Below are 26,471 nucleotides of genomic sequence, written 5' to 3' on the forward strand. Positions count from 1 at the left end.
TGTGCGGGACGAGGCGGACATGGGAGCCCCCACGGGGTTCGTGCGCCGCCGGTGGCGGCGCCGGTACGACCAGTGACCGCTAGCATGCACCGTGAGATTAGAAAATGCAACGGGGGCATTTATGATTGGGGGCATTATCCTGAAACGCGAGGTTTCCTGCTGGAGGTCCGTATGATCGCCGTAGCCAACCAGCGCGAAGACCCTGAGGAGGAGGCGATGAGCGGCGGAGGGCCAGTGCGACGGAGGCACCTGATCAGGGAGCTCAAGCGCCTCCGGGGTGCCGTCGGCATGTCCCAGGACGAGGTGTCCTCTCGGATGGGCTGGGACAGAGGCAAGATCCATCGCCTGGAAGGCGGTCGGCTCCAGCGGATCAAGGCGTCGGACGTCATCGCCCTGTGCAGGCTCTATCAGGTGGCGGAGGAAGAAACCGACAACCTGGCGGAGATAGCGAGGGAGTCAAGGCAGAAGAGCTGGTGGTATCGCTATAAGAACGTCTTCGCGGGCCCCTTCATCGGGCTTGAGGCCGAGGCTGCTGCGGTATACGAGTACAGTGCCTCGATCGTCCCCGGGCTGCTCCAGACCGAGGATTACATGGCCGCTCTCATGGAGAGTTCAGCGGGACTCATATCCACGCAGGACGAGAAGGTCAAGCGCATTGAAGCACGCTTGGAGCGCCAGCGCTCCTTGATGGAGCGCGCTGATCCGGCCCGGTTGTGGATGATCCTCGATGAGGCCGCTCTACGGCGGAAGGTCGGCGGGGAGGAGGTCATGCGCAAGCAGATCATGCACCTCATCGACGTCAATCAGCGCCCCAACGTCGACCTCCAGGTACTCCCGTTCGATGTCGGTGCACACGCGGCCGCCGGCTTCCAGTTCAGCCTTCTGGTCTTCTCGGAGACGGATTCCATCGTCTATATCGAGGCCGACCAGGACGGCCTGTACCTCGAAGAGGAGGAGCAGATCGAGCGCTATAGACTAGTGTTCGATCGGCTTCAGGCATCGGCCGAATCGGTCGAGAGGTCAAATAGCCTCCTGGCCTCCCTCACCGGCTAGCCTGCACAGATTAGAGAACCCCCATGGACCTGAACGGCATTTGGAAGAAGTCCAGCTACAGTGCCGCCACCAGCAACAACTGCGTGGAAGTCGCTGACGCTCCTGGTGTGAGTGCGGTGCGTGACACCAGGCATCGTGACCTCGGTGCTCTGTTCTTCGGTTCCTCCGAGTGGCGGGCCTTCGTCGGCGCCGCCAAGCGGGACGCCTTCTAACCCCTGCCGCGCCCCGTGGCTTCTACCGGTGCGGCCGCCCCGATGGGGACCCGCACCAGTGTCGCTCAGTGCCGTCAGGACGCCCGTTCGGTGTAGCGGACGAACGCCGCCCACTCGCCCGGCCGGAGGATGAGCACGGTGCCCTGCGGGTTCTTGGAGTCGCGCAGGCCGACCCGATCGGGAACACGGCGCGTGATCGCGGCTTCAACGCATCCCTTGTCCCCGCTTCCACCGGACTTGAAGAACTCGGAGTCGGTGAACGGGTTCTCGGTCACTGTTGCTCCTGAGGGGTGAGAAGCGAACCGGGTGCAGGCTCCATCCCTGCGCCGGACAGGTAGTCGAAGAGCGGAGTCGCCTCGGCTCGGACGAGCTCCCGCAAGCGGACATGCTCCTGTACGACCTGCGGATCATCGGTCAGGTCGACATGGAGCCAGTTGCCGACCTCGTCGTAGGCCATGCGCGCCGTGCGTGTGCCGTCGAGGAGCCAGAAATCCTCACAGGGCACGCCGAGCCGCTCGGCGGTGGAGCGGGGCAGGATGCGCACATCCTCCCCGGCCTGGACGCTCGCGGGGTAGGCGCACGTCATCTCAAAGGTCACGTACTCGGTGAGCGGCTCGGTGACCACGTGGACCCGTCCGATGGACGCGCCCCGGGCGTTGATCGCCGCGATGGTGCCGGCCCACGGGCGGCGCCACGCCGGGTCCTGGGCTAGGCCCGCGCGGAAGCGTTCGAGCGGCTCCCGCTCGTTCTCGGCGATGTAGTGGTCCAGGGACTCCAGCCGGAACATCTGGTGCTCGAAGCTGTCGAAGACCTCTCGGAACTCAGACACGGACATGATCGTCACGGCCGTGCTCCTTGGGAAGGGGGTGGTCGGGCACGCTAGTCTTGGCATTACCCCGTTCGCGCACAGACTATGATAGAAGTCGGGAATAATTCTCGACTGAATTGAGACTCGGACTGAGAGGGTCGTGGAAAGCGCCAGAACACAGGGGGCGCGTAGCCGCCTCGCCTCGCTCCTGCGCACCGCCCGCCTCGATCGCGGGCTGTCCGGCCACGAACTGGCCCGGGACCTGGGCTGGTCGCAGTCGAAGGTCTCCAAGATCGAGAACGGCCGGACCCGTCCTTCAGTCGGCGACGTCGAGCAGTGGCTCGACGCCTGTCGAGTCCCCTTGAACGTCCGCGAACAGGCCGCGGAGCTGACAGAGGCGGCGCTAGTGGAGTCCCGCCACTGGCGCGCCGTTCACGCCCAGGGCCTCAAGGAGCGGCAGCAGCAGGTCGGAGCGCTCGAAGAGCGGAGCAGTGAGGTGCTGTCGTTCCAGCCCTCCCTCGTCCCGGGCCTGCTTCAGACCGCCGAATACGCGCGGCAGGTCCTGACCCTGGCTGACGCGTCCACGACCAAGGACGTGCCCGCCGCCGTCGCCGCGCGCATGCAGCGCCAAGAGGTCCTCTACCGCACGGACAAGCGCTTCTGCTTCGTGATCACGGAGGCCGCCCTGCGCTGGCACCCTTTCGACGCATCGCTTCTCTCGGCCCAGACTGACCGTCTACTGGCCGTCAGCACACTGTCCAACGTCGAGCTGCGCGTACTCACCTTGGCGCATGGGTTCGGGCAACGTCAGAACAACGGCTTCCTGCTCTACGAGAGCGCGGACGACTCGACGGTGATCGTGGAGACCTTCACCCGTGAGCTCGTCATCACCGAGCCCGACGAAGTCGACCAGTACCGCTCGATCCACGCCGTGCTGCGCGAGCACGCCCTGACCGAAGCCGACAGCCGCACCTTCATCGCGGACGTCGCTGCGGCCCTTCCGTAGTCGCCCCGAACCGACGGCAGGGACGGCCGCTTGACTCGATTGTGAGTCGCGCTTTAGTCTCAATCAAGTCTTCAGTGAGTTGGGTGTGCTCCTCTCCGCTCGCAGAGGACGCCTGCGATCGGTCGGTCACCGACCGGTCGGCCATCCGAGGTTCCAGCATCGAGGAGGTCGGCATGGAGCCCGAGACCGCAGGACCCGCAGAACCGCCGGACGCCTACGAGTCGCCCATGGTGGTGGACATGGGGTCGGTTCCGGAAGCGACACTCGGCAAGTTCGCCGAGGACACCAAGGACCAGAACCGCTACTTCGAGTGATCCCCGTCGGGCCGCGGCCCTGCAATCCCTTTGGGCGGCGGCTCCGACGTACCTGCTTCTGTGAGGTGTACGGCATGCATCTGACAGGGAGCGTCCTCGGTGGCCCCGCGATCGGGGGCACCCCGGTGTGGGAGTCGTCGATACCGGTGCGCGTGCACGGATCCGGCTCCGTGCGCACGGCGGGTGAGGGCACCTTCCAGATCGCGGTGGTCGGCGACTGCTATGCGAAGGACGCCGCCCTCGCCGCCGCCTCGGCGGCGTTCGACCGTGAAGACTGGGAGGCATTGACGCGATGGCCCGGTTCCTACTGGGTCCTCGCCCACCGCCCTGGGCGGACCGTCGTCGTCGGTGACGCCGTCGGTTCCCGTCCCGTCTACTGGAGCAGTGCCCGTGACGGCGTCGTCTGGTCGACATCGGCCCGCTGCCTGCAACGGAAGACGGGGACCGATGTCGACTACACGGCCTTGGCCGCACTTCTCACGTGCCCCCTTGTGCCTGAAGTGATCGCCGACCGCTCCGCATTCACGGGGGTGAACCGCCTTCGGCCTGGGACGGCCCTGATCCTCGAACGCCATGGGGCCTCGGTGGCCGTCTACGAGAACGAGACGGCCGTCGTCGAATTCGACGGAGCTGTGGACGAGTTCAAGGACGCCCTCTCCGAAGCGGTCGAGGTGCGTGTCCGCGAGGGCGGAACGGTGACCTGCGACCTCTCAGGCGGCCTGGATTCCACCACCGTCACCGCCCTCGCCACCCGATTCACGGACAAAGTCGTCGCATTGACCCGTGTGGATCCGGCCGACCGCAGTGATGACTCCGACTATGCTCGACACGCCGCAGAAGAATTAGATGGGCTGGTCCACGAGAGCGTCGGCATGGGGCGGTTCTTCGATCATCTGGAGGCGGCGCCGGTGACCGACCAGCCCTATACGGACGCGCCCAGGTGGGCCATCCACCGAGAGGCCGCGCGCCGGTCGAGTGAGCTCGCTGCGAAGGCCCACCTCACCGGCTCAGGCGCCGATACCCTGCTCTCGCCGCCTCCCTTCTCCCTCGCCGAGCTATGGAGGCTGCGCCGGAGGCGCGACTTCGCCGCACATGTTTCCGCTTTCGCCCGTCTACGCCACTTGCCTGTTCACGGCGTGGCGAGAAGCGCTGTTCGGCTGGCTCGCACCTCCTATGACGAAGGGCTTCGCCGATTGGCGGACCAGGTGGAGGTCACTGACGCCGGGCCAGGGCCGAGGCGCGGCGCTGCTGACCGTTTCACGTGGACCGGGGGGATGGGGGCCGCGGTGCTGCTGACCCCTTCGGCGCGCCGGGAGGTGGCCGAGCGGCTGCGCGCAGCCGCTGAGACCACACGCGTCCCCCAGTCCGAGGTCGCTCAGCGCAGGGCCTGGGCCGAAGCCCGTGAATACGGTGCCTACCAGGCCGAGCTGGCCGCACTTCAACGCGCGATAGGGCTTCCCGTCCACGCTCCTTTTCTCGATGGCCGCGTCGTGCGCGCCTCCCTGTCGGTTCCCCCTCATCAACGCGCGGATCTGCGGGCCCAGAAACCACTGTTGTGTGCGGCCATGGCCAGAACGGTCCCCGAGGCCGTTCTTCGGCGGACCACAAAGGGGGCCTATGACGGCATCGCCTTGGCCGGACTACGCGCCAACGCTCCCCGTCTTCGCGTCATGCTCAGCGACTCCCGGCTAGAGCAGAACGGGATCGTCGACGGTGCCGCCGCACAGGCGGAACTCGACCGCCTGGCGGCGGGCGTGCCCGGCAGGTTCGCCGCCCTGGAGGCCGTGGTCGCCTTCGAGATGTGGATTCGTGGAGTCGAGAACGGAAGCGGAGAAGCGCATTGCGAGTGAGGCCGAGCCGTCATGTGTACACGGTCGTCTGCGAGCACGGAGCGATGCTTCTCGACGTGCGGGGCCGTGGGCGATGGACCTTTCTCTCTTCGACAGCCGCCTGCATATGGGCCCACCTGTCCGCCGACGGCGACGCTGAAAAGGCATCCACGGCCGTCGCCGACCACTACCGGGTTGATCCGGCCATGGTGGAGATCGACACTCGGGCCTTGGCGGAAGATCTCCTCACCCGCAAGCTCCTGGTCCTTGACGGTGGTGGGGGCCGATGAGAGTAAGGAGACTCGACTCTGCTCCGCCCCCGTCCTCCCCGGGGCACCTCGCCACCGCCATGGTCGGCTTCGTGATCGCGCTCGCGGCTCTGCGCCTGTTCCCACTGCGGGTCTGCCTGGCACTGGCCAGGGCAGGAGCGGTGGTCACGCCGCGCTTCGCGGGAACCGAAGAGGCCGAAATGATACTGGCGGCGCTTGACCGTGTGGCGCGCCATTACCCAGGCCGGGCGGCCTGCCTGGAGAACTCCTTGGCGGCGCACCTGACAGGCGTCCTGCTGCGCCGCCGTTTCACCTGGTGCATTGGGTCTCGCTTCAGCCCCTGCGAACCCCACGCATGGGTCGAGGCTCAGGGCAGGCCGGTGAGAGAAGACGGGGCCACCGATCGGCCCCTGTATGCCGCGATTCGTATCTGACACCTTCGGAGGAACCCGGATGATCCACACCCATGACGCCGTCGACGCTGCCGTCGAAGCAGTGGACGAGGTCCACTATCGCGGCGAGAACGGGCGCGCGGTCGTCCACACCACGCCTGCCGCAGTGATCGCTCGGCACCTTCGTGTGCTCGATGTCCGGCCGGGCATGCGCGTTCTGGAGATCGGGACCGGATCGGGGATGTCCGCCGCGCTACTGGCCGAACTCGTCGGGCCCAAAGGCTCCGTGGTCAGCATGGACATCCGCGGCTCGCTCATCGACCGTGCCGACGCGCTCCACCAGGAGGCCGGCTACGCCAACATCGCTTCCATCAGCGGCGACGGGATCGCCGGAGTCCCCGAGCGCGCCCCGTTCGATCGGATCGTCGCCTGGACCACCCCCGACCGCATTCCCAGGACGTGGGTCGGACAGACGGCGGAAGGCGGCCGTGTCCTCCACCCCCTCGCCATGGCGGCCATGACCTACTCCACGGCGATGGTCTCCTTCACTGTCGCAGAGGGGCGCCCCGCCCACCTGCGCCTGCACCGAGGTGCGTACGTCCGGATGGCCGAGCCGGACAACGAACGCTTCGAGGCCGACGATGCCGCCGCGCGGGACACCGAGGCCGACGCCTACCTCTCGGCGCCGTGGCTGAACGACCGTCCCGAGCGCGCCGCCGAGCTGCTCGGCACCCTCGTTGGCTCACCCCTGCATGACGCCGTCGATGGCCTGGACTGGCCGACCACCGACCATCTGCGCATGTGGCTCATCGCCCGCAGCCCGGAGGGCCTGGTCTCCGCCGGTTTAGGGGACCGGGTCGGATACGGGGTCGTCGACGGCGACCACATCGCGGTCATGGGGGTGCTTCCGGACGCCCGGATCATCGCCGACGCCCCTGACTCACCGGCGCTGAAGCGTCTGTGCGACCTCGTGGAGGAGTGGAAGCAGGCGGGCAGGCCGGAGACGGAAAGCCTTCCCGTCGATGCCGTTCCTGCAGAGGGGGGATGGCGGGCGACGATCCGTTGCCGGGCTTGAGAATCCTGGTGAGGTCGGTCGGGAAGGGCACGCCGCCACTGGAGGGTGACGTCCGTCACCCTCCACTATCTCTTTACCTTAATCGAAGTTCAGGTCCTAGTTTCGTCGGTGTCAGCGCCCCGTGCGGGGCGGCCCCCTCATGGACGGGAAATCCGATGTCACCGACCCGGACCCCCGAGCAGGCGCCGACCGGTACCGGCGCGCTCCCCTCCTCCCAGCGCTCGCTCGCCCCCGACCTGGCGCGCGGTGTCATGCTCCTCGTGATCGCCACCGCTCACGCCCACCTGTTCGCCGAGATCTCCACCGGTGTCGGCAGCGAGATCAGCGGCCTGTGGGACCGGCTGGCCACCGGAACCATGGCCGTCTTCGCCGACCTGCGCGGCTACCCCATGTTCGCCGCCCTGTTCGGCTACGGGCTGGCGCAGATCCACCGCCGCCGCACCGAGCAGGGCCGCGACTGGCCCTGGACGCGCAAGCTGCTCAGACGCAGAGGCCTGTGGATGGTCGCCTTCGGCGCCGTGCACGTCGCGCTCCTGTTCTTCGGCGACATCCTCTCCGTCTACGGCCTGCTCGCCCTCGTCTTCGTCGGGACGCTCCGGGTGTCCGACCGAGGGCTCCTGCGCACCGCCTTCGCCGCCCTCGCCGTCGCCGCCGTGTTCGTCTTCGCCACTCGTATCGCCAGTGACGGAGCGGCCATGACGCCGGAGATCCCCGCCGGGGTCGCCGGTGAACTCCTCTTCCGCCTCACCATGTGGCCTTTCATGATCGCCTTCATGGGCGCCGCCACCGTCTTCCCCTTCCTGATCGGCATGTGGGCGGCCCGGCGCCGCCTCCTGGAGGCCCCGGAACGGTACCTGCCGCTGCTGCGCGGCACCGCCGCCGTCGGAATCCCGGTCGCCGTCCTCGGCGGGCTGCCCGAGGCGCTCGTCCGCAACGGGATGTGGGCCGATCCCACCCCGCTGGCCGCCAGCCTGGTCGCCCTGCTGCACCAGGTGACCGGCTTCGCCGGGGGCTTCGGCTACGCGGCGCTCATCGCCCTGGTCGCGGTGCGCATCTCGCGCCGCCCCCGCCCCGGCCCGGTGGCGACCGCGCTGGCCGCGCTCGGGCAGCGCTCGCTCACCTTCTACCTGCTGCAGTCGGTCGCCTGGGCGGTGCTGTTCGCCTCCTACGGTCTGGGCCTGGAGGTCTCCACCGCGGTCGGTGTCGGCATCGGCATCGCCGTGTGGGCGGCGACGGTGGTGCTCGCCGACCTGATGCGCCGCGCGGACATGCGGGGCCCGGCGGAGGTGGCGCTCCGCCGACTCACCTACGGAGCTGAACACGGCAAGGCCGCGTAGCGGGCGGACGTGGGGTTGAGGTGTGCGGCCGTCCATGGGGACGGCCGCACACCGACCGTTCGCAGCGTCGCGCGGACGTTTATTCGGCCTCCGCCAGCCCTGACCGAAAGCGGTCGTCCCGTATCCCCCGAGAGAGAGGGACGTTAACGTCACCTCATGGCAGGCACGGCGGCATTCGAGCGGGCATCGCGAGACTCCGTGGGCGACCGGCAGGCCCGGTATGACACCAGGTACGGCGGAGCCGTTCGCCCCAGCCTCGGATGCGCCCCGGCCGGAACGGGTTCCCGAGTTCGTCTCCACTCGTACCTGAGCCTTCCTCCTTCCGTGCTCCGAGGAGGCCGCATTGTCCACATGGGCGGGCTGAGCGCATGGCCGACCGCGACGATGAGCATAAAGAGCAGATCAGCGAGAACCTGACTTGGCTCTGGGTGCCCCCGGGGGTCGTCCTCGGTATATCCGCATTGGCGAAATACATGCACTACATCGGGAACACTAGACCTGACGATCTGATGTCTGTGGTCATCACGGTCGCTCTGGCGTTTGGTCCCAGTGCTGTACTCATTTCGGTCGCCGAGCTGTTCCGTAAAGAGGTGCAGCGGGGGAGGATGTCCTGGGAAGAATATTGGATCGTGCTTTCGGGAATCGTCGTGGCCGCATTCGCATTCTTGGGAATCACGGGCGTCGACGACATCGCCGAGGCGTTGGCCCTCCTGTCGAGGTCGTCATGACCCGACCACCCGCGGCGGCAGCGCGATCGGGCCAGGAACAGGCACGGCACCGGGGCGGCGAATCCGCTACTTCAGCTCCATGAACACGTCGGCGCGGTCGTAGTACTGGCCGTCCAACGGCAGCCGGTCGCGGGTGGTGTGGACGAACCCGGCCTCCTCGTAGAGGTGGATGGCCGGGGCCAGTGAACTGTGCGAGCCGAGGAACAGGCGCGTGCAGCCGAGCTCACGGGCGCGGGCGATCGCCGCCGACACGAGGCGGCGCCCCACGCCCCGCCCCTGCGCGGCCGGGAGCACGCCCATCTTGGTCAGCTCGAACACGTCGTCCGGGTAGCGCAGCAGGGCCACGCCCCCGAGGACGGTGCCGTCCTCATCGCGGGCCAGGAGGACGTCCCCTCCCGGCTCGACGACGTGGCCGAAAGGGTCCCCGAGGAGGACCCGGTCTCCTTCCTCCATGCTGAACAGGCGCGTGATCCACTCCTCGTTCAGCGCGCGGAAGGCGTCGGCGTCCTGCTGCGAGGCGATCGAGGAGATCTCGACCGAGGCGGTGGTGTGCGGCATGAGGTGATTCCTTTGCATCTCCATCGGCGGTGCCGCCAGCCTCGTCTCTCCACCACCCATATGTCCAATACAACGTTCTTGCATGATCGATAGGCTGCACCGATGGATCAGCGTGTTGAACTCCGCCACCTGCGGTACTTCCTGGCCGTCGCCGACGAGCTGCACTTCGGCCGCGCCGCCGAGCGGCTGCACATCGCCCAGCCCGCCCTGTCGCAGCAGATCAGGCAGTTGGAGAAGCTCATCGGGGTGGAGCTGTTCAAACGCACCTCGCGGAGTGTGCGCCTGACCGACGCCGGGGCGGCGTTCCGGCCGCGCGCGCGGGACCTGCTGGGGCGCCTGGCGGCCGACCTGCACGAGGCGGGCCGTGTCGGCCGCGGCGAGGCCGGGCGGATCGACATCGGCTTCATCTCCTCGGCCGTCGTCATCCTCAGCGAACGCCTGCGCGCGTTCGCCCGGCGCCGCCCCGACGTGCACGTCAAACTGCACGACGGCTTCACGGTCGACGTGCTGGCGTCCCTGGAGCACGGCACGGTCGACGTCGGAATCGTGCGCGACGCCGAGGAACGCGACGATGTGGACCTGCTCCCCCTGGCGTCGGAGCGGTTCGTCGCGGTCGTCCCCGCGGACCACCCGGTCGCCGGGCAGGAGCGCGCGGAGGCGGCGGACCTGGCGGCCGACCCGCTGATCCTGTTCCCGCGCTCCTACGGCCCGCACGCGTTCGACGTGAACACGGCACCGCTGCGCCGGGCGGGTGTGGACGTCCAGGTCGCGCAGGAGTGCTCGAACTGGCACACGATCATCATGTTCGTGGCGACCGGGCTCGGCGTGACCATCGCCCCGTACAGCGTGACGGACCGGCTCCCGAGGGGCGCCCGCCGCGTTGAGCTGGCCGGGCCTCCGACGCAGAGCCACATCCTGATGGCGACGCGGCGGGCCGACGACCGCCCCCTGGTGGAGGCCTTCATCGGTCGGCGGTGACGGGCGGGCCGGACCGATGAGTCCCTCCGTCCCCGGAAGTCCCATCAGTGTCATCGCCCGGCGGTACCGTCGCCGGGCACGCGGGCCGGCCGCCGAGGAGGAGCACATGGGACAACTGCTGAAGGTCCAGAACTTCACCATCTCCAGCGACGGGATCGCCGCAGGTGAGGACCAGAGCCTTGAGCGCCCCTTCGGCGGGGACATCGAGCCGCAGAAGCTGTTCGCCTGGGCGGGGGCCACGGCCAGCTGGCCCAACCGCACCGACCCGGGCGGCAGCCGGGGCCTGGACGACTACTTCACGCGCGACTTCTCCCGCGACATCGGCGCCGAGATCATGGGGCGCAACAAGTTCGGCCCCCAGCGCGGCCCCTGGGAGGACCACGAGTGGCAGGGGTGGTGGGGCGACGAGCCGCCCTTCCACACCCCCGTGTTCGTCCTGACCCACCACCCGCGCCCGTCGTTCACCCTGTCCGACACCACGTTCCACTTCGTCGGCGGCGAACCGGCCGAGGTCCTGGAGCAGGCGAAGGAGGCCGCCCGGGGCAAGGACGTCCGCCTCGGCGGCGGGGTCACGACCATCAAGGAGTTCCTGGAGGCGGGGCTCGTCGACACCCTGCACGTGGTCGTCAACCCGGTGAGGATCGGGGAGGGCCTGCGCCTGTGGGACGCCCCCGAGGACCTGGAGGACCGCTACCACCACGAAGCCGTCCCCAGCGCGAGCGGGGTCACCCACCACATCTTCTGGCGCGACTGAGGGGCGCCCCGCCCGGTCGGGCACCCGGTTCGCACGGCTCAGAGATCCACTCCCAGAACCGGGGCCGTCCCGGGCCTGCGCTGCTCGGGCATGGACCCGCCACCGCCCTGGAGGCCCTGCGGGGTCACCTCGAATCGAAGACGTCGCCGTCGTCGGGGAAGGCGAAGTCCGCGTGCTCCGCGCGCACCACGTCGTCGTCGCGGTGTGTGGCCATCAGCGTCGTCTCTGGCCATTGGCCCGCGGCCGCCTCGGCGTCCTCCGGCCCCATGTGGCCGAAACGCCCCTCCCAGGGGGACGGCGCGTCCAGCACCAGCACCGGGCACCCGGCGGCCAGCCGGTCCACGGAGGGGCAGCGGACCGTGCCGCCGGTGCAGCCCGGCCGCGCGCCGTCCGCGCCGGTGATCCGGTAGCCCAGGGCCAGCCGTGTGCCGCATGGCCAGCGCCTCGATGCCGTAGCCGCCCTCGGAGCACCCCCTGCCCGCGGACGGGTGGAACTCGACGAATCGCGGCCGCACCCTCTCCATGCGCGATCGCCGGCCGGGGGTGGAGCCTGCACCCCCGCGGACCGGCGTGCGTGCGCCATGTCATGTTGCCTCTGCCTGCGCATAGGTTAGTCGTGTCATGAGAACTTCACCCCGAAACCTGGGAGCCGTACATGTCCGCGACCCGAACGGGGACGGCGACAGCGGCGGGGGGGGAGCGGNNATCGAGCAGGCGGGGCTGATGGAGCGCACACCGCGCTACTTCGCGATCCGCCTGGGCCTGACCGGTGCCGCCTATGCCGCCGCCTGGGCCGCGTTCGCGCTGCTCGGTGACTCCTGGTGGCAGCTGGCCACGGCGGTGGCCCTGGCCGCGGTCTTCGGCCAGGTGGGCCTGGTCGCCCACGAGCTGGCGCACCGGCAGATCTTCTCCGGCCGCCGGCTGAGCGAGAACGTCGGGCTGTTCGTCGGCAACCTCGGCATCGGCCTGGGGTATGCCTGGTGGCAGGACAAGCACACCCGCCACCACGCCAACCCGAACCACGAGGAGCTCGACCCCGACGTCCAGCCCGACCTCCTCGTCTGGTCCCAGGACCAGGCGCGTGCCGCGAAGGGGCTGCCGCGGCTCGTCGGGCGCTCCCAGGCATTCCTCTTCTATCCGATGCTGCTCCTGGAAGGCCTGAATCTGCACGTGGGGAGCGTGCGCGCGCTCTTCCGGCCGACGACCAAGCGCAAGGGGACCGAGGCGGCCCTTCTCGCCGCGCACTTCGTCCTCTACCTGGGTGCCGTGTTCACCGTTCTCGACCCGGTCAAGGCGGTCGCGTTCATCGCCGTCCAGCAGGGCCTGTTCGGCGTCTACCTCGGCTGCATCTTCGCCCCCAACCACAAGGGGATGCCGACCCTGAAGAAGGGCGAGAAGCTCGACTTCCTCCGCAAACAGGTGCTGACCTCGCGCAACGTCCGCGGCGGGTGGTTCACCGACATCGCCCTGGGCGGCCTGAACTACCAGATCGAGCACCACCTCTTCCCGAGCATGCCCAGCCCCAGCCTGCGCCGCGCCCAGCCGATCGTGCGCGCCTACTGCGAGGAGATCGGCGTCCCCTACCACGAGACCGGGTTCATCCGCTCCCACGCCGAGGCCCTGGCCCACCTCCACCGCGCCGGAGCGCCGATCCGGGAGGCGGCCTAAGGGGGGCGGCGGCGCGGGCTCACGGCGCGTACTGAGCCACGCCGTCGCCGAACGACCAGTCGACCGATTCGTTCTCGGTCACCCCGATGAACACGTTGCGCGGCTCCGTGCCCGCGTACTCCCAGGCGCGTTGCGCGATCCGCCGGTACAGGGCCCTTTTCAGCTCGGGCGGCCGCCCCGAACGCATGGTGAGGGAGACGAAGACCAGGTCGTCGTCGTGCCGCACGCCCAGGTACTCGTCGTCGTAGCAGACCGTGCTCCGCACGCCGTCGTGGCTCGTGAGCACCTGGAAGCGGTCGTTCTCGGGCACGCCGACGACCTCGACGAGCGAGTCGTGGACCGCACGGCCCAGCGCGTCGAGGCGCTCGGGTCCGGCCTTCAGGGCGTCGATGCGGACGAAGGGCATGGAAGGCTCCGATCGTTTCGGGCGGGCGGGACGCTCCGCCAGGGGGCGTAGGGGCGGACGGGCTCAGCGCAGGTGGCCCGCGAGCAGGGCGAGCGCCCCGTCCACGGCGCGCGTGTACGGCTCGGGGGAGTCGGCCGCGCGCGCGAGCACGTAACCGCCCTGCACGGCCGCCACCAGCGCCGACGCCGCCGCCTCGGGGGCGATGTCCGAGACCACCTCGCCCCCGGCCCGGCCCTCCTCCAGCACCCCGGCGATGCGGCCGGTCAGCCAGGCGAAGGTCCGCTCGACCGGCTCCCGCAGCTCCGGGTCGGCCACCACGTCCGGGTCCTGGGTCAGGCGGCCGACCGGGCACCCGCGCAGCGCGTCGCGCTCGCGCCGCAGGTAGGCGGTGATCCGCTCGACCGGCGTACCGGGCCCGCCCAGTTCGGCCTCGGCGCGCTCGCGCAGCTCGGCGGCGGTCCGCTCGATCGCGGTGCGCGCCAGGTCGGGCTTGCCGCGGAAGTGGTGGTACATGCTGCCCTGCCCGGCGCCGGACCGCGCCTGGACGGCCTTGGGGCTGGTGCCCACGTAGCCGCGTTCCCAGAGCAGCTCCCGGGCGCTTGCGATGAGGCGTTCCCTGGTGTCCATGGCCGTTACCGTACATACTAGTAGGTACAGAGGCAAGGCGAAGGGGCGGGGACGGCATGCGCCGTCCCCGGCCCGGGTGGTGCGGGTGTGCGCCGCCGCGGGGGGCGGTCCCCCGGACTAGTTCCCGGCGCGGCGGTAGACGCCGACGATCGCCCCTTTGGGGCTGGTCGTGGCCGACACCAGCTCGAACTCCTGCTTCCCGCCGTCCTCGGGGAAGATGCTCTTCCCGCCGCCGAGCAGCACCGGCATCTGCACCAGCCGCAGCTCGTCCACCAGGCCCTCGCCCAGCAGGGCCCGCACCAGGCTCGGGCTGCCCATGACGACCAGGTCGCGGCCCTCGGCCCCGCGGAGTCCGCGGATGTGCGCGATCGCCTCCGAGCCCGGGATGCGCGTGCTGTTGTTCCAGGTGAGGTCGGACTCGTCCAGGGTGTCGGTGACGACGTACTTCTTGATGGCGTTCAGCTTGTCGGCGAGCGGGTCGCCCGCCCGCTCCGGCCAGGCGGCGGCCATGGTCTGCCAGGTGCGGCGGCCGTACAGCAGGGCGTCGGCCTCGGCCGTCGCACCGTCGAACGAGCCGCCGACGACCTCCTCGTCGAAGAAGGGGAAGGTCCACCCGCCGTGGGCGAAGCCGCCGTCGGTGTCCTCCTTGGGGCCGCCGGGGGCCTGCACGACGCCGTCGAGGCTGATGAATTCGATGACCAGGATCCGCATGGGGCTCGCCTCTCTTCCGTTCGGAGTCTCGACAGTGAAGACCGGGGGACGGGCCGGAACTCATCGCGGCCGACGGGCCCGATTCGCGGGAATTCTCCCGGTGACTCTGTCATGACCTGGGGTGATGTGAAGCCGTGCGGTGTCGGGAGAGCCTACGGGGACTCCGGTGCCGTGGGAAGCCCTGCCGCCCTCGCCACTCCCGGCGGCGCGGGGGTACCGTTCCCGCATGGTCCCCTCCACGGAACGGCACCGGCCGTTCGCCCCCCTCCCCGAGCCCGCCGAGGCCTTCGTCCGCGAGCTGCCCAAGGTCGAGCTCCATGTGCACCTCGAAGGCTCCATGAAGCCGGAGACGCTGCTGGAGCTGGCGCGCCGCAACGGGGTCGAGGGGCTGCCCTCCTCCCTGGACGCGGTCCGGGACTGGTACGCCTTCACCGACTTCCCGCACTTCATCGACGTCTACCTCGCCTCCGTCGCGACCCTGCTGACCGAGGAGGACTTCGCCCTGCTCGCGGGGGACGTCGCCGACACGCTCGCCGCCCAGAACGTCCGCTACGCCGAGGTGCACGTCAGCCTGTACGCGCACCTGATGCGGGGCGTCTCCGCCGAGACGGTGTTCGCCGGGATCGAGCGCGGGCGCGCGCGGGCCGCCCGCGACCACGGCATCGAGCTGCGCTGGATCCCCGACTTCCCCGGGGACTTCGGGGTGGAGAGCGGGGAGAGGACACTGGAGGCGACGCTCGCCCACGGCCCGGACAGCGTCGTCGGGTTCGGCGTCGGCGGCATGGAGGTCGCCCGCGCCCCGTTCGCCGACCTGTTCGCCCGCGCGCGCAAGGCCGGTCTGCACAGCCTCCCCCACGCCGGTGAGGTCGGCGGCGTCCAGCGTGTGTACGAGGCGCTCGACGGCCTGGCGGCCGAGCGCATCGGGCACGGCATCCAGGCGATGGCCGACCCGGAGCTGGTGGCGCGCCTGCGCGACGAGCGGGTCCCGGTCGACGTGTCGCCGACCTCCAACCTGCGCACGCGTGCCATCGGCGCCATCGGGGACCACCCGCTGCCCCGGATGCTCGACGCCGGGCTGCTGACCACGCTCAACAGTGACGACCCGACGATGTTCGGCACCGACCTCACCGGTGAGTACCGCACCGCCCACCGCCTGGGGCTGGACCTGTCCACCCTCGCGCTGTTGGCCCGCAACGGCGTGGACGCCTCCTACCTGGACGACACCCGGAAGTCGGGCCTGAAGGCCGAGATCGACGAGGTCCTCGCGCGCCACACGGCCTGAGGGGCGGCGCGCCTGCCCGGTCCGACCAGGCCGGGCGCTCCGTCGGTGCAGCCCGCCACCGCACCCCGTCACCCGGAGGCGACGGCGGACAGCCCCACCATGCAGGTGGTCCGCAGCTCCTCCCACTGTGCGGTGGCGGTCTCGGCGGCCTCGCCCTCATAGGGCACTGGGACGCCGCCCTCCAAGCGCGCGGGCGCCCATTCGTCGCCGATCACCTCGCCGTCCTGCAGCGTCAGGGTGAGCACCCCGCTCTGCGCCGTCGGGCCGTTGTGGTTGTAGAAGACGAAGTTCCCCAGGCCGTAGTGGACGTAGCCGCCGGGTGCGTACCCGCCGGGGGACAGCACGTGCGCGTGCCCGCCGACCACGGCGTCGGCGCCCGCGTCCAGGAGCCGCTGGGCCAGCTCGGGGGCGTGCGGCAGGGGGCAGTGGTCGCCTTCCAGTCCCCAGTGCAGGTAGACGACGACGGCGTCCGCGGTCTCCGCCGCGTCGGAGACGGCGCGCACGAGCCGGTCCTGCATGTCGTTCTTCGCCGACGCCAGGCCGGGCCGGTCGCCCCTGGCCGTCCACTGCTCCATCAGGTGCGCGTCCAGGACGTCCGTCGCGCCGAGCAGGGCGATGGTGTCGCCCCCGAGCTCGACGGTGTGCGGCGCGTACGCGCCGTCCTCGTCGCGGCCCGCGCCCACCAGGGGGAACCCGGCGGCCTCGGCGTTGGCCAGGGTGTCCTCCAGCCCGTCCGGCCCGAAGTCCATGCCGTGGTTGTTGGCGACCGTCGCCGCGTCCACCCCGGCCGAATCCAGGGCGTCGAAGGCGGTGGCCGGGGCGCGGAACCGGAACTGCTTGCCGGGGGCGGGGGTGCCGCCGCCGGTGACGGCGGTCTCCAGGTTCACCATCGCCAGGTCGGCCTCGGAGAGCCGGGAGGCGATCGGCCCGAGCGCCGTGTCGGGGGAGGCGTCCAGGCGCTCCCGGAGCGCCCCTTCGAAGTGCACATCGCCGCCGAAGGCGATGGTGTAGGGCGCCTTGGCCGGTTCCTCGGGCTCGGCCGAGGGGCCGGTGTCGGCGCGTTCCAGGTCGCCGGCGGTCGGGCCGCACGACGCGGTGAGGGAGGCGGACAGGAGGAGGGCGGTTGCCGTCGTTCGCTTCATAGGCGGTCCACACTTCGCGATTCTGGGGCGGGACGCCGGCGGGGGTCCGCGTTCGCCGCCCGTGGCCCTTTCCCCGGTGGGACGTGTTCGTACGGGTCGGGGTGTACGGCCGGTCGCGGCCACCGGCGGTGCGGGAACCGTATGCGCCGGGTGATGCTATAACCACGCAGAGTTGCGAACCGTGTTCAAGTCTTCACGGGGCGGAGCGCCGATCGTTACCGGGGTGCGGCCGGTCGGGGCGGCGGTCGCGGCACCTTTCTGGATGCGGTCATTTTCTTGAATTGGTCAAGATTATGCCCTAGGGTGGGGCGCCGTCGCCGTGAAGAACCGCGTGGCCGGGTGCGGGAGCGGTATCCGCTCGGACGCGGGCGCGGCGAAGGGTCCGGGGGTCCGGGCCCGGCCCCTCTGGCTCTCGGCCGCCCCTCCACCTGCACCTGGGGCGGCCGGGGTGCCCCCGGAATGCGGATGTGATCCGCATTCCGGGGGCTATTTCTGTTCTCGGACGGGGATAGGTTTTCGTCGGGAAAGTCTGATTCGTGGCGGGGCTTCTCCAGGGAAAGCGGAGGTAAAAAACCGCGTTCACGACGGATTCGAGGTCGCCCGAAAACCGGGCCTCACCCTGCATATCGTTGCTGAGCGTAGTAACGGACATACGGTGTGTGTGCGCGGCAACCTCGTTAATTTACGAAAACCCCCGGCGAGCGCGGGGCGCCTCCTCTAGCGTTGCCACGCAACGGAAAGGGCGGCCCCGCCCGCCGTTCGCGGCCCCGCATCCACCCCGCACGGCGGATGCGCCGCGGGCGGGCTCCCTGGGGGCCGTCGTGTCGACGGTTCATCGCACCCGCTACTGCGTGCACTGCGGCAAGGAACGTTCACTCTGTGTAGTCACTCGTGAAAGGCCATCCCTCGATATGCGCAAGCGGCTGACCACCACGACCACCCTCGCGCTGCTCACCGCCGGCTTCGCGGCCGCTCCGCTCACCGCCGCGTGGGCCGGGCCGGTGACCGACGGCTCCGGCGGCGTGGCCTCGGGCAACCAGATCAACGTCCCCGCCGACGTGGAGGCCGAGCTCTGCGGCAACGCGCTGTCGGTGCTGGGCATCTCCAAGGCGGACTGCACCGAGGTCGCCAAGGCGGTCTACGCCTCCTCCGACGAGGGGTCCTCCGGCCCGTCCACGGACGGTTCCGGCGGCGTGGCCTCGGGCAACCAGATCAACATCCCCGTGGACGCGGCGCTCGACGTGTGCGGGAACTCGGCCGCGATCGGAGGCGTGTCCAAGGCCGAGTGCACCAAGGTCGTCGAGAAGCTCGCCGACGAGTCCGAGGGGTCCTCCGGCCCGTCCACGGACGGTTCCGGCGGCGTGGCCTCGGGCAACCAGATCAACATCCCCGTGGACGCGGCCATCACGGTCTGCGGCAACTCGGTCGCGGTGCTGGGCACCTCGAAGGCCGAGTGCACCACCGTCGTCAACGTGATCAAGACGTCCCCGGAGAACGAGGAGGCGCCGCAGACCGACGGGTCGGGCGGCGTGGCCTCGGGCAACCAGGTCAACATCCCCGTGGACGCCGCCGTGGAGATCTGCGGCAACGCCGTCTCCGTCCTGGGCGTCGCGAAGGCCGAGTGCCTGGAGAAGGTCGGCCACGGGGACCACGACGGCGGTGACGGTGACGACGGCTCCGACGGCTCCGACGGCGGGGACGACGACAAGGACCACCAGAACGGCGACGACGGGTCCGACGGCGGAGACGGCTCCGACGGCGGAGACGGGTCCGACGGCGGCAAGGACGGCGGCGAGGACGGCGAGTCCGGCGGCCCGGGCAAGGACGGCGCGGACGGCGGCTCCGGCGACGACTCGAAGAAGGAGCTGGCCTCGCAGGTCTCGGCCGAGGACGACCTGCTGCCCGTGACCGGCGTCGCACTGGGCGGCCTGGTGGCCGCGGCGGTCGCGGCCCTCGGCGGCGGCGGGGCCGCGATGGCGATCGCGCGCAAGAAGCGCCGCGCCGCCGCGCACGCCGCCGACTAGGCGCCTCGGACGGGCGACCGTCCGCGGCATGAGGTGCGGGCCCGCCCCGGGGGCGGGCCCGCGCGCGCAACCCCGGGCCGATGCGAGGCGGCCCGGGGTATCTCATAGCCTCGAAGACGTGCACCGAGTCCTGTTGTCCAAGCGCATGCTGGCGTTCCACGCGCTGGTACTGGTCGTCGTGCCCTCCTTCATCTGGCTGGGGTTCTGGCAGCTGGACCGGTGGGAGGAGAAGTCGGCGGCGGCTCGGCTCCAGGAGGAGAACCTCGCCGCCGCGCCCGTTCCGGTGCGGGAGCTGGACGCGGTCGGCGCCGACATCGACCCGCAGGACCGGTGGCGCCGGGTGACCGCGACCGGCACCTACGACTCGGACAACGAGCTGCTGGTGCGCAACCGGGACGGCTCCCGGGGGGTGGGGCTGCACGTGCTGACCCCCCTGGTGACCGGGGACGGCACCGCGCTGCTGGTGAACCGGGGGTGGATCGAGCAGCCCCCGTCGTCGACGGCCGAACCCGAGGTGCCGCCCGCCCCGGAGGGCGAGGTCACCGTCACCGCGCGGCTGCACTACAGCGAGACCCCGGAGAACACCGGCGTCCGCGTACGGGAGGGCCTGCCCGAGGGGCAGATCATGCTCATCGACGTCGACGCGATCGCCGAGGACCTTCCCTACCCGGTCTATGGCGGGTACGGCGACCTGACCGAGCAGGACCCGGCATCCGACCCGGCGCCCGAACGCGTGGAGGCCCCGGAGACCAACACCGGGATGAACCTGTCGTACGCGGTGCAGTGGTGGGTGTTCACCGTGACGGCGGTCGTGGGGTGGGTGTTCCTGATGCGCCGCGAGGTCCGCGACGCGGAACAAGGCTCTCCGACGGGGGAGCCGCAGACGGAGACCCCCAAGGAAGCGGTAGTCCGGACGGGAGGCGACTGAGCCGGAAATCCGACCCGGGACCCGAGCCGATCGGAGTTCCCGGGCCGGACAGGACGGGCTCCGATCACTCTGGGCCCGCTGCCCCATGCGCGTGGAGCCGGCGTGTGACGAGGGGGAGCACCACCAGGGGGATCAGCGCGCTTGTGGCGAGGACGCCGCCCGCTACCAGGAACGCCGTGCCGATGGATCGCTCCGGGTCCGCCCCGGCGAACGCCACCGCCCCCAAGGCGACCGTGCCGACCGTCCCGCCGATCTGCCGGAAGAACGTGAACAGCCCGCTCGCCACACCGACGTCGTCCGGCGGGACCCCGTCCTGCAGGGCGACCATCACCACCTGGAAGAACACCCCGGTGCCCAGCCCCATCGCGGCGGCGATCGCCCCCACCGTCCACAGCGGAGTGCCGGGGCCGATGAAGGAGAACCCGACGGTCGCCGAGGCCATCACGGCCAGTGCCCCCGCCAGCAGCTTGCGGTGGTCCCATCCCCGTACCGCCAAGGGGCCGACGACGCGGCCGGCGACGATGATGGCCGCCGTCTGCGGCACCAGCATCAGCCCGGCCCCTGTCGGGCCCATACCCCGGACCTCCTGAAGGTGCAGGGGGAGCAGGAGCAGGCCGCCGAAGATGCCGACCCCCGCCGCGAGATTGACCGCGTTCACCGCCGTGAAGGCCGGAGCGCGGAACAGGCGCGGCGGGAGGAGGGCGTCGTCGCCCATCGCCCGCTCGGTCCGGACGAACAGGACCGTCCCGGCGACCGCCGCGCCCAGGGCCGCGAGCGTCGGCGCGGACGCCCATCCCCAGCCGTCCCCGAACTCCACCGCCAGTAGGCCGGGGACCACGGCCAGGATCAGCGCCGCGCCCCCGAGCACGTCGACCCGCCGCCCCCGCCCCCGCGGCCGGGGGCTCGGGCCCCGGAGGGCCGCCTCGACAAGGGCGAGCGCGGCCAGGCCCACGGGGAGGTTCACCAGGAACGCCCAGCGCCACCCGGCGAGCCCCAGCAGGGTCGGCGCGTCGGCGAAGAAGCCGCCCAGGACGGGCCCGGCGACGCTCGCCACCGCGAACGAGGCGCCGAGCCACGCCTGGTGGCGCACGCGGCGCTCGGGCGGCAGCAGGTCGGCCAGGATCGCCAGGGCCAGCGCCATGAGCCCGCCCGCCCCCGTGCCCTGGACGGCGCGGAACACCGACAGCCACGGCATGCTCGGCGCGAGCCCGCACAGGAGCGATCCGATGAGGAACACCCCCACCGCGGCCAGGTACAGGGGGCGCCGCCCGTACATGTCGGACAGCTTGGAGGCGATCGGGGTGGCGACCACCGACGTGACGAGGTAGGCGGACATCGCCCAGGCCTGCATCTCGGAACCGCCGAGGCGGTCGGCGATCGTGCGCAGCGATGCGGCGATGATCATCTGGTCCAGGGCCGACAGCAGCACGCCGAGCATCAGGCCGAGCGACACGGCGGCGACGGTGCGCCGGGAAGGGGCCCGGGGCCCGTCCCGGGGGGCCTCGCCGGACGTACCTTGAGGCGTGGTCACGTCCGCGCTCCCCTGTGCAGGAGCGACAGCAGGTCGTCGGGGGAGAGCGCGCCGGAGACGGCCCGTCCGCCGCCCACCCGGTAGGACGGGACGGCGGTGACGCCTGTCCGGGCGGCGAGGGAGCGGTCCTCCCGCACGCCTTCGGAGCGGGCGCCGGAGCTCCACATGTCCTCGACGGCGGCGCGGTCCAGCCCGGCCTCGGCGGCGGTATCGGTCAGTGTCCCGCGCGCGCCCAGGTCGGCATGGTCCACGTGGTAAGCGCGGAAGAGGCGTTCCACCACGGGCTCGGCGAGGCCCTGCTCGGCCGCCAGACGCACCACCCGGTGGGCGTCGAACGTGTCGAAGGGGCGCACGTTCTCCGGGTCCAGGTCCAGGCCGACGGTGCGGCCCCCGGCCTGTACCCGCTTGACGACGGCCTCGGCCTGAGCGTCGTCGAACCCCCACTCGGCCCGCATGACCTCGGCCAGGCGCCGCCCCGGAACGTCGGGGCCGCCCGGCCGCAGCTCGAACGCGCGCCACCGGACCTCCACCCGGTCGGCGGCGGGGAAGCGCTCCAGGGCGGCGGCCCAGTTGCGGGTCCCGATCCAGCACCAGGGGCAGACGATGTCGAACCAGATGTCGACGCCGATCATGCGCGGGCCTCCCGCAGGGCGTCGGTGGTCAGGACGATCTTCCCCTGGACACCGCCCCGCTTGTGGAAGCGGTGCGCGTCGGCCGCCTTCTCCAAGGGGAACTCCGCGTGGATGTGGACGTGCAGCCTGCCCTGTGCGTAGAGGTCGGCCAGCTCGGCGAGCCGCGCGGCGGAGCGCTTCGGCGGGACCGTACGGATGCCAAGGTCGGAGGTCTTGGCGTGGTCCACGAGGGTGAAGATCCGGGAGTGGACCGCGACCAGTTCCAGCGTCGCGTCGAGGGCCTGCCCGCCGACCCCGTCGACGGCGCCGTGCACGGTGCCCCCCGGCGCCAGGGCGCGGACCCGTTCGGTGAAGCCCTCGCCGTAGGCGACCGGGATCGCGCCGAGCGAGCGCAGGTACGCGTGTCGGGCCTCGCGTGCCGCGCCGATGACGGTGGCGCCCCTGTGCCGGGCGAGCTGGACGGCGATCGTGCCGACCGCCCCGGCGGCACCGTGCACCAAAAGCGTCTCGCCCTCGGACAGGCCCATGTCCTGGAGGGCGATGTGCGCGGTCTGGGCGGGGGCGGTGAAGCCTCCGGCGACCTCCCAGGGCATCGAAGGCGGCTTCGCGGTGACCTGGTCGGCGGGCATGGAGACGTGCTCGCGGTAGGAGCCCAGCACGTTGAACCCCAGTACCTCGTCGCCGGGCGCGAACCCGGAGACGCCCGCACCGACGGCCTCGATGACCCCGGCGTACTCGTTGCCCGGGGTGCGCGGGTAGTCGGGGCCGTCGGCCGCCAGGGGCAGCCACCCCTCGACGACGGCGATGTCGAACGGCTGCACTCCGGCGGCCATCACCCGGATCAGGACCTCGCCGGGGCCGGGGTCAGGGGCGTCGGTGTCGACGACCGCCAACTTCTCCGGTCCGCCCGGCTCGTGGAACACGACAACCTTGCTCATGGCCGATCCCGCCTCTCCGCCATGCTCCCCGGCCCTGCGCCGGGGAGGCGATGACGAGGAGATTAGGGAGGCGGTCCACGGGGGCGAATCCGTGTGGCCACTGGGTCGGCCACCGGGTCGGCCACTGGCACCGAGGAGCGGCCCCGATGAGCCGCGCGCGAACGCGCCGGGGGGCGGCGGCCGACCGGGCACCATCCCCGGGACCTTGCGCGACCGGGTCACCAGGGCCGAGGCCGATGCGGACCTCTACCGGCGGAATGGGCCCTCAGCCGGGGGAAGGGCGTTGCTCCCGAACCTGCAATGAACCCGAAACGGAACGATCAGTGGTCGGTCAGGTCGAGCCGGGCCAGCTCCGTGCGGGTGCGCACGCCGAGCTTCGGATAGGCCTTGTACAGGTGGTATTCGACGGTCCGGTGGCTCAGGAACAGGCGCGAGGCGATCTCCCGGTTGCCCGCCCCGGCGGCGGCCATGCGGGCGATCTGTAGCTCCTGCGGGGTGAGGAGCGACGCCGGGGTGCCCGCGCCCGCGCGCTCGGGTGCGGTGTCGCCTGCCACCCGCAGTTCGGCACGGGCGCGGTCGGCCCACGGCCCGGCCCCCAAGCGTTTGAACACCCGCAGCGACGACCGCAGATGTGTGCGCGCCTCGCTCTTGTGTTTGCGGCGGCGCAGCCACTCCCCGTAAAGCAGTGCGGTGCGCGCCTGCTCGAAGGGGCGGCCGCCCTGCTCGTGGAGGGACAGCGCCTCGGCGTACAGGCCGCCCGCGCGGTCGGCCGGTTCCAGAAGCGCTCGGCAGCGCAGTGCCAGTGCCCGGGCCCAGGGGCGGCCGGACGCCTGCGCCCACGCGGCGAACCGGGCGGCGTCCTCCTCCGCGCGCCGGGCGCCGGTCAGGACGGCCGCCTCCACGAGGTCGGCGGAGGAGGCGACGGTGAGGGCGGTGAGCCGCCCCGGGCCGTCGGCGGCCTCTGCGAGGCGCCTCAGTGCCTCGCCCGCGTCGCCCGACGTGAGGGCGAGCAGGCCGAGCGCGCTCGACGCCGCTGCATCGGCCTCGGCGGTTCCGGTCGACCGGGCGGCCGCCTCACGGCACCGCTCGGCGTCCCCGGCGATCGCGGCGGCCCGCGCCTCCAGCGCGCAGAGGCGGGCGGTGGTCCGCACCTTGCCGGTGGCATGCGCGAACCCTTGCGCCTCCTCCGCCGACAGGGCGGCGTCGCGGTGGCGCCCCGCCATGAGCTGCCCCTGTGCCTGGAACTGCAGTGCCGCGGGGAGTGCGCCCAGCAGGCCGCGCCGACAGGTCGCGGCGGCGTCGGCGCCCGCCAGCTCCATTGCGGTCTCGTCGTCGCCGATGGTCAGCGCCACGGAGCACAGGTGCAGCCGCACGATCAGGCTTTCCGGCGGCTCGGTGCGGGCGCGGTCGACCACGGCGGCGAGCCGCGACATTCCCGCCTCCTGGGCCCCGTCGGCCAGCTCCCCCAGCCCGGCCACGGAGTCGGCGGCGATGCCGGGCGGCGGCAGAAACCCGTCCTCGGCATCAGGGGGCGGAACCGTGCGGATCATCCGGGCGCTCTCGCGCACGGCCTCCAGGTCGCCCGCGGCCCAGGCGTTGTCCGCCGCCATCACCAGCAGTGTGTGCGCGAGCGCGGGGTCGGACCGGGTGACGGGCCCGGCGCGTTCGATCAGCAACCCCGCGGCCTTCGCGGCGACGCCCCGTTCGAACTCGACGGTCCCGAGGACCATCGCCGTTCCCGCCAGCAGTACGGGGTCGGACGCCAGGCCGTCGGCGCGTTCGGCCAGGTCGCGGGCGCGCTCGGTACGGCCCACCGTCACGGAGGACTGCGCCGCGCGCATGAGCCGGTGCGCGCGCTGGGTGCCGTCCTCGCTCAGGTCGGCCGCGCGCTCATAGAACGGCACCGCTGACGGGAGTGCGCCGCGTCCACGCGCGCGTTCGGCGGCCTCCTCAAGTTCGCGTGCGATGTCGTCGTCCGGTCCGGTAGCGGCCGCCGCGAGCTGGAGTGCACGCCGGTCGCCGTCGAGCACGGCCGCCAGCGCGCGGTGGACGGCGAGCCGTTTCGAGGGAGGGCACGCCTGGTAGGCGGCGGAACGGACGAGCGGGTGGCGGAACGCCACCGTGACGCCGGAAAGGGACAGCAGGCCCGCCCGGTCCGCGGCGTCCAGGTCGGATTCCGCGCAGCCGAGGGCCCGGGCGGCCTGGAGGATGACGCCCAGCTCGCCCGTCCCCTCTGCGGCGGCGACCGCGAGCAGGAGGCGTGTCGCCTCAGGGAGGCGGTCGATGCGCGCCCCGAGGGTGTCCAGGACGCGCCGCCGGACCGGGAAAGCGGCGGGTGGCGCGGTCCGGCCCGCGCGCTGCTCCTCGGACAGCCCTGCGGGGAGCTCGATCAGGGCCAGCGGGTTGCCTTCGGACTCCTCCAGGACGCGGTCGCGGATGTCGCGGGCGAGCCGGGGGAAGCGGTCGCGCAGCAGCGCCACCGCGGACGGGCGGTCGAGGGCCGCGGGGGCGACCTCGTCGAGGCCCGACGCGTCGAACCCGTCACGCGCGGCGAAGAGGAACACCACGCCTTCGGCCTGGAGGCGACGCGCGGCGAACAGGAGCACGTCACAGGAGGCGGGGTCCAGCCAGTGGGCGTCGTCCACCAGGCACAGCAGCGGGCGGTCGGCGGCGAGGTCGGACAGGAGGGTCAGGAGTGCCAGGCCCACCAGATAGCGCTCGCCGTTCCCGCCCTCGTCGCTCAGGCCGAGCGCCGAGCGCAGCACGCGGGCCTGGTCGTCGGGCAGCCCGCCGACGGCGGGTAGGACCGGGCGGAGAAGCATGTGCAGGGCGGCGAAGGGAAGGTCGGACTCGGCCCCGACGCCGGTGGCGCGCAGGACGCGCATCCCCCCGGCGGCGTCCGCCGCGGCGTCCAGAAGGGCGGACTTGCCGATCCCGGCGTCGCCGCGCAGGACAGCCGCACCACTGCGCCCGTCGCGCGCGTTCTGCACGAGGCGCGTGACCGCCGCCAGCTCTTCGCTTCGTCCGACCAACCGGTTCCGTCCGACCACCACGACAGCCTACGTAGCGCCCTCGTAGTACTGACCACGGAGTCGGTGACACCCGACCCGCGTGACACGCAATGAGGGCCTCCGGGCGCGTCGGTGCTCGGGGCGCGGGGCGTGCCGCTCAGGGGCGGAATCGGATCGGCCCCGTCCCGTCGAAGCCCCCGGGACGCCCGAAACCCCCGATCAAGGGGAATGCATGAGAGCACTTGCCCCGGAGATGCC

The 26,471-nt window shown here is 71.4% G+C and carries 28 protein-coding genes; 16 read left to right on the forward strand and 12 right to left on the reverse strand.

Annotation, left to right across the window (positions count from 1 at the left end; genetic code table 11):
- Positions 1-171 precede the first annotated feature (171 nt).
- Together D476_RS0109105 and D476_RS0109110 are read left to right on the forward strand one after the other, a co-directional pair.
- On the forward strand, positions 172-1,053 hold the full coding sequence (locus D476_RS0109105; protein WP_017623637.1) for a helix-turn-helix domain-containing protein: 882 nt from the start codon (positions 172-174) through the stop codon (positions 1,051-1,053).
- 23 nt (positions 1,054-1,076) lie between these two features.
- Complete coding sequence (locus tag D476_RS0109110; protein ID WP_020380443.1) at positions 1,077-1,265, forward strand: DUF397 domain-containing protein; 189 nt, start codon at positions 1,077-1,079, stop codon at positions 1,263-1,265.
- A 74-nt stretch (positions 1,266-1,339) separates the two neighbouring features.
- On the opposite strand, the gene D476_RS0109115 is transcribed toward D476_RS0109110, so the two are convergent.
- Together D476_RS0109115 and D476_RS0109120 are read right to left on the reverse strand one after the other, a co-directional pair.
- The gene (locus D476_RS0109115) at positions 1,340-1,540 is read right to left on the reverse strand and encodes a DUF397 domain-containing protein (RefSeq protein WP_017623639.1); all 201 of its coding nucleotides are present in this window, start codon (positions 1,538-1,540) and stop codon (positions 1,340-1,342) included.
- Positions 1,537-2,100: a DUF6879 family protein gene (locus tag D476_RS0109120; RefSeq protein ID WP_239648646.1), complete on the reverse strand. Its 564-nt coding sequence runs from the start codon at positions 2,098-2,100 to the stop codon at positions 1,537-1,539. Before D476_RS0109120 ends, D476_RS0109115 begins: the two co-directional genes overlap by 4 nt.
- A 133-nt stretch (positions 2,101-2,233) precedes the next feature.
- On the opposite strand from D476_RS0109120, the gene D476_RS0109125 reads away from it, so the two are divergent.
- From D476_RS0109125 to D476_RS32635, 8 genes are all read left to right on the forward strand, one after another.
- Entirely contained in the window at positions 2,234-3,079 is an 846-nt protein-coding gene (locus D476_RS0109125) for a helix-turn-helix domain-containing protein (protein WP_017623641.1), read from the forward strand.
- A gap of 173 nt (positions 3,080-3,252) precedes the next feature.
- Positions 3,253-3,393, forward strand: a complete 141-nt coding sequence (locus D476_RS37335; protein ID WP_017623642.1) for a lasso RiPP family leader peptide-containing protein — start codon at positions 3,253-3,255, stop codon at positions 3,391-3,393.
- A 74-nt stretch (positions 3,394-3,467) separates the two neighbouring features.
- Positions 3,468-5,243: an albusnodin/ikarugamycin family macrolactam cyclase gene (locus D476_RS0109135; RefSeq protein ID WP_017623643.1), complete on the forward strand. Its 1,776-nt coding sequence runs from the start codon at positions 3,468-3,470 to the stop codon at positions 5,241-5,243.
- A gap of 44 nt (positions 5,244-5,287) precedes the next feature.
- Complete coding sequence (locus D476_RS0109140; RefSeq protein WP_083939462.1) at positions 5,288-5,512, forward strand: PqqD family protein; 225 nt, start codon at positions 5,288-5,290, stop codon at positions 5,510-5,512.
- Entirely contained in the window at positions 5,509-5,925 is a 417-nt protein-coding gene (locus tag D476_RS0109145; RefSeq protein ID WP_017623645.1) for a lasso peptide biosynthesis B2 protein, read from the forward strand. Before D476_RS0109140 ends, D476_RS0109145 begins: the two co-directional genes overlap by 4 nt.
- 19 nt (positions 5,926-5,944) lie before the next feature.
- On the forward strand, positions 5,945-6,958 hold the full coding sequence (locus D476_RS0109150) for a methyltransferase domain-containing protein (RefSeq protein WP_017623646.1): 1,014 nt from the start codon (positions 5,945-5,947) through the stop codon (positions 6,956-6,958).
- Between the two features lie 155 nt (positions 6,959-7,113).
- Entirely contained in the window at positions 7,114-8,295 is a 1,182-nt protein-coding gene (locus D476_RS0109155) for a DUF418 domain-containing protein (RefSeq protein WP_017623647.1), read from the forward strand.
- A 368-nt stretch (positions 8,296-8,663) separates the two neighbouring features.
- Positions 8,664-9,023, forward strand: coding sequence for a hypothetical protein (locus tag D476_RS32635; protein ID WP_017623648.1), 360 nt, complete (start codon positions 8,664-8,666; stop codon positions 9,021-9,023).
- A 66-nt stretch (positions 9,024-9,089) separates the two neighbouring features.
- On the opposite strand, the gene D476_RS0109165 is transcribed toward D476_RS32635, so the two are convergent.
- Entirely contained in the window at positions 9,090-9,581 is a 492-nt protein-coding gene (locus D476_RS0109165) for a GNAT family N-acetyltransferase (protein ID WP_017623649.1), read from the reverse strand.
- A 102-nt stretch (positions 9,582-9,683) separates the two neighbouring features.
- On the opposite strand from D476_RS0109165, the gene D476_RS0109170 reads away from it, so the two are divergent.
- Together D476_RS0109170 and D476_RS0109175 are read left to right on the forward strand one after the other, a co-directional pair.
- Positions 9,684-10,559, forward strand: a complete 876-nt coding sequence (locus tag D476_RS0109170) for a LysR family transcriptional regulator (RefSeq protein ID WP_017623650.1) — start codon at positions 9,684-9,686, stop codon at positions 10,557-10,559.
- 106 nt (positions 10,560-10,665) lie between these two features.
- Positions 10,666-11,313, forward strand: coding sequence for a dihydrofolate reductase family protein (locus D476_RS0109175; RefSeq protein ID WP_017623651.1), 648 nt, complete (start codon positions 10,666-10,668; stop codon positions 11,311-11,313).
- Between the two features lie 124 nt (positions 11,314-11,437).
- Here D476_RS0109175 and D476_RS35540 read toward each other — a convergent pair whose 3' ends face one another.
- The gene (locus D476_RS35540) at positions 11,438-11,656 is read right to left on the reverse strand and encodes a hypothetical protein (protein ID WP_017623652.1); all 219 of its coding nucleotides are present in this window, start codon (positions 11,654-11,656) and stop codon (positions 11,438-11,440) included.
- Positions 11,657-12,036: 380 nt separating this feature from the next.
- Here D476_RS35540 and D476_RS0109185 point away from each other — a divergent pair, with 380 nt between their 5' ends.
- Entirely contained in the window at positions 12,037-12,981 is a 945-nt protein-coding gene (locus tag D476_RS0109185) for a fatty acid desaturase family protein (RefSeq protein ID WP_017623653.1), read from the forward strand.
- 19 nt (positions 12,982-13,000) lie between these two features.
- Here D476_RS0109185 and D476_RS0109190 read toward each other — a convergent pair whose 3' ends face one another.
- The 3 genes from D476_RS0109190 to D476_RS0109200 form a co-directional block, all read right to left on the reverse strand.
- A complete protein-coding gene (locus D476_RS0109190; protein ID WP_017623654.1) occupies positions 13,001-13,387 on the reverse strand; it encodes a tautomerase family protein in 387 nt (128 codons plus the stop codon).
- A 63-nt stretch (positions 13,388-13,450) separates the two neighbouring features.
- Entirely contained in the window at positions 13,451-14,014 is a 564-nt protein-coding gene (locus D476_RS0109195) for a TetR/AcrR family transcriptional regulator (RefSeq protein ID WP_017623655.1), read from the reverse strand.
- A 117-nt stretch (positions 14,015-14,131) separates the two neighbouring features.
- Positions 14,132-14,725, reverse strand: a complete 594-nt coding sequence (locus D476_RS0109200) for a dihydrofolate reductase family protein (protein WP_017623656.1) — start codon at positions 14,723-14,725, stop codon at positions 14,132-14,134.
- A gap of 226 nt (positions 14,726-14,951) precedes the next feature.
- On the opposite strand from D476_RS0109200, the gene add reads away from it, so the two are divergent.
- Positions 14,952-16,007, forward strand: coding sequence for an adenosine deaminase (gene add, locus D476_RS0109205; protein ID WP_017623657.1), 1,056 nt, complete (start codon positions 14,952-14,954; stop codon positions 16,005-16,007).
- A gap of 68 nt (positions 16,008-16,075) precedes the next feature.
- Here add and D476_RS0109210 read toward each other — a convergent pair whose 3' ends face one another.
- On the reverse strand, positions 16,076-17,149 hold the full coding sequence (locus D476_RS0109210) for a CapA family protein (protein ID WP_017623658.1): 1,074 nt from the start codon (positions 17,147-17,149) through the stop codon (positions 16,076-16,078).
- A 911-nt stretch (positions 17,150-18,060) separates the two neighbouring features.
- Here D476_RS0109210 and D476_RS0109215 point away from each other — a divergent pair.
- Positions 18,061-19,173 (forward strand): chaplin family protein, encoded by a 1,113-nt coding sequence (locus D476_RS0109215; RefSeq protein WP_017623659.1) that lies wholly within the window; start codon positions 18,061-18,063, stop codon positions 19,171-19,173.
- Positions 19,174-19,291: 118 nt separating this feature from the next.
- Positions 19,292-20,101: an SURF1 family cytochrome oxidase biogenesis protein gene (locus D476_RS32645; RefSeq protein WP_338036236.1), complete on the forward strand. Its 810-nt coding sequence runs from the start codon at positions 19,292-19,294 to the stop codon at positions 20,099-20,101.
- Between the two features lie 64 nt (positions 20,102-20,165).
- On the opposite strand, the gene D476_RS0109225 is transcribed toward D476_RS32645, so the two are convergent.
- From D476_RS0109225 to D476_RS0109240, 4 genes are all read right to left on the reverse strand, one after another.
- A complete protein-coding gene (locus tag D476_RS0109225; RefSeq protein ID WP_017623661.1) occupies positions 20,166-21,632 on the reverse strand; it encodes an MFS transporter in 1,467 nt (488 codons plus the stop codon).
- Complete coding sequence (locus D476_RS0109230; RefSeq protein ID WP_017623662.1) at positions 21,629-22,264, reverse strand: DsbA family oxidoreductase; 636 nt, start codon at positions 22,262-22,264, stop codon at positions 21,629-21,631. The genes D476_RS0109225 and D476_RS0109230 overlap by 4 nt, the downstream gene beginning before the upstream one ends.
- Positions 22,261-23,202 (reverse strand): quinone oxidoreductase family protein, encoded by a 942-nt coding sequence (locus D476_RS0109235; RefSeq protein WP_017623663.1) that lies wholly within the window; start codon positions 23,200-23,202, stop codon positions 22,261-22,263. Before D476_RS0109235 ends, D476_RS0109230 begins: the two co-directional genes overlap by 4 nt.
- 320 nt (positions 23,203-23,522) lie before the next feature.
- Positions 23,523-26,234, reverse strand: coding sequence for an ATP-binding protein (locus D476_RS0109240; protein WP_017623664.1), 2,712 nt, complete (start codon positions 26,232-26,234; stop codon positions 23,523-23,525).
- Positions 26,235-26,471: the final 237 nt, after the last annotated feature.

Origin of the sequence: Nocardiopsis chromatogenes YIM 90109, from assembly GCF_000341185.1 — a bacterium.
Taxonomy (GTDB): Bacteria; Actinomycetota; Actinomycetes; order Streptosporangiales; family Streptosporangiaceae; genus Nocardiopsis_A; species Nocardiopsis_A chromatogenes.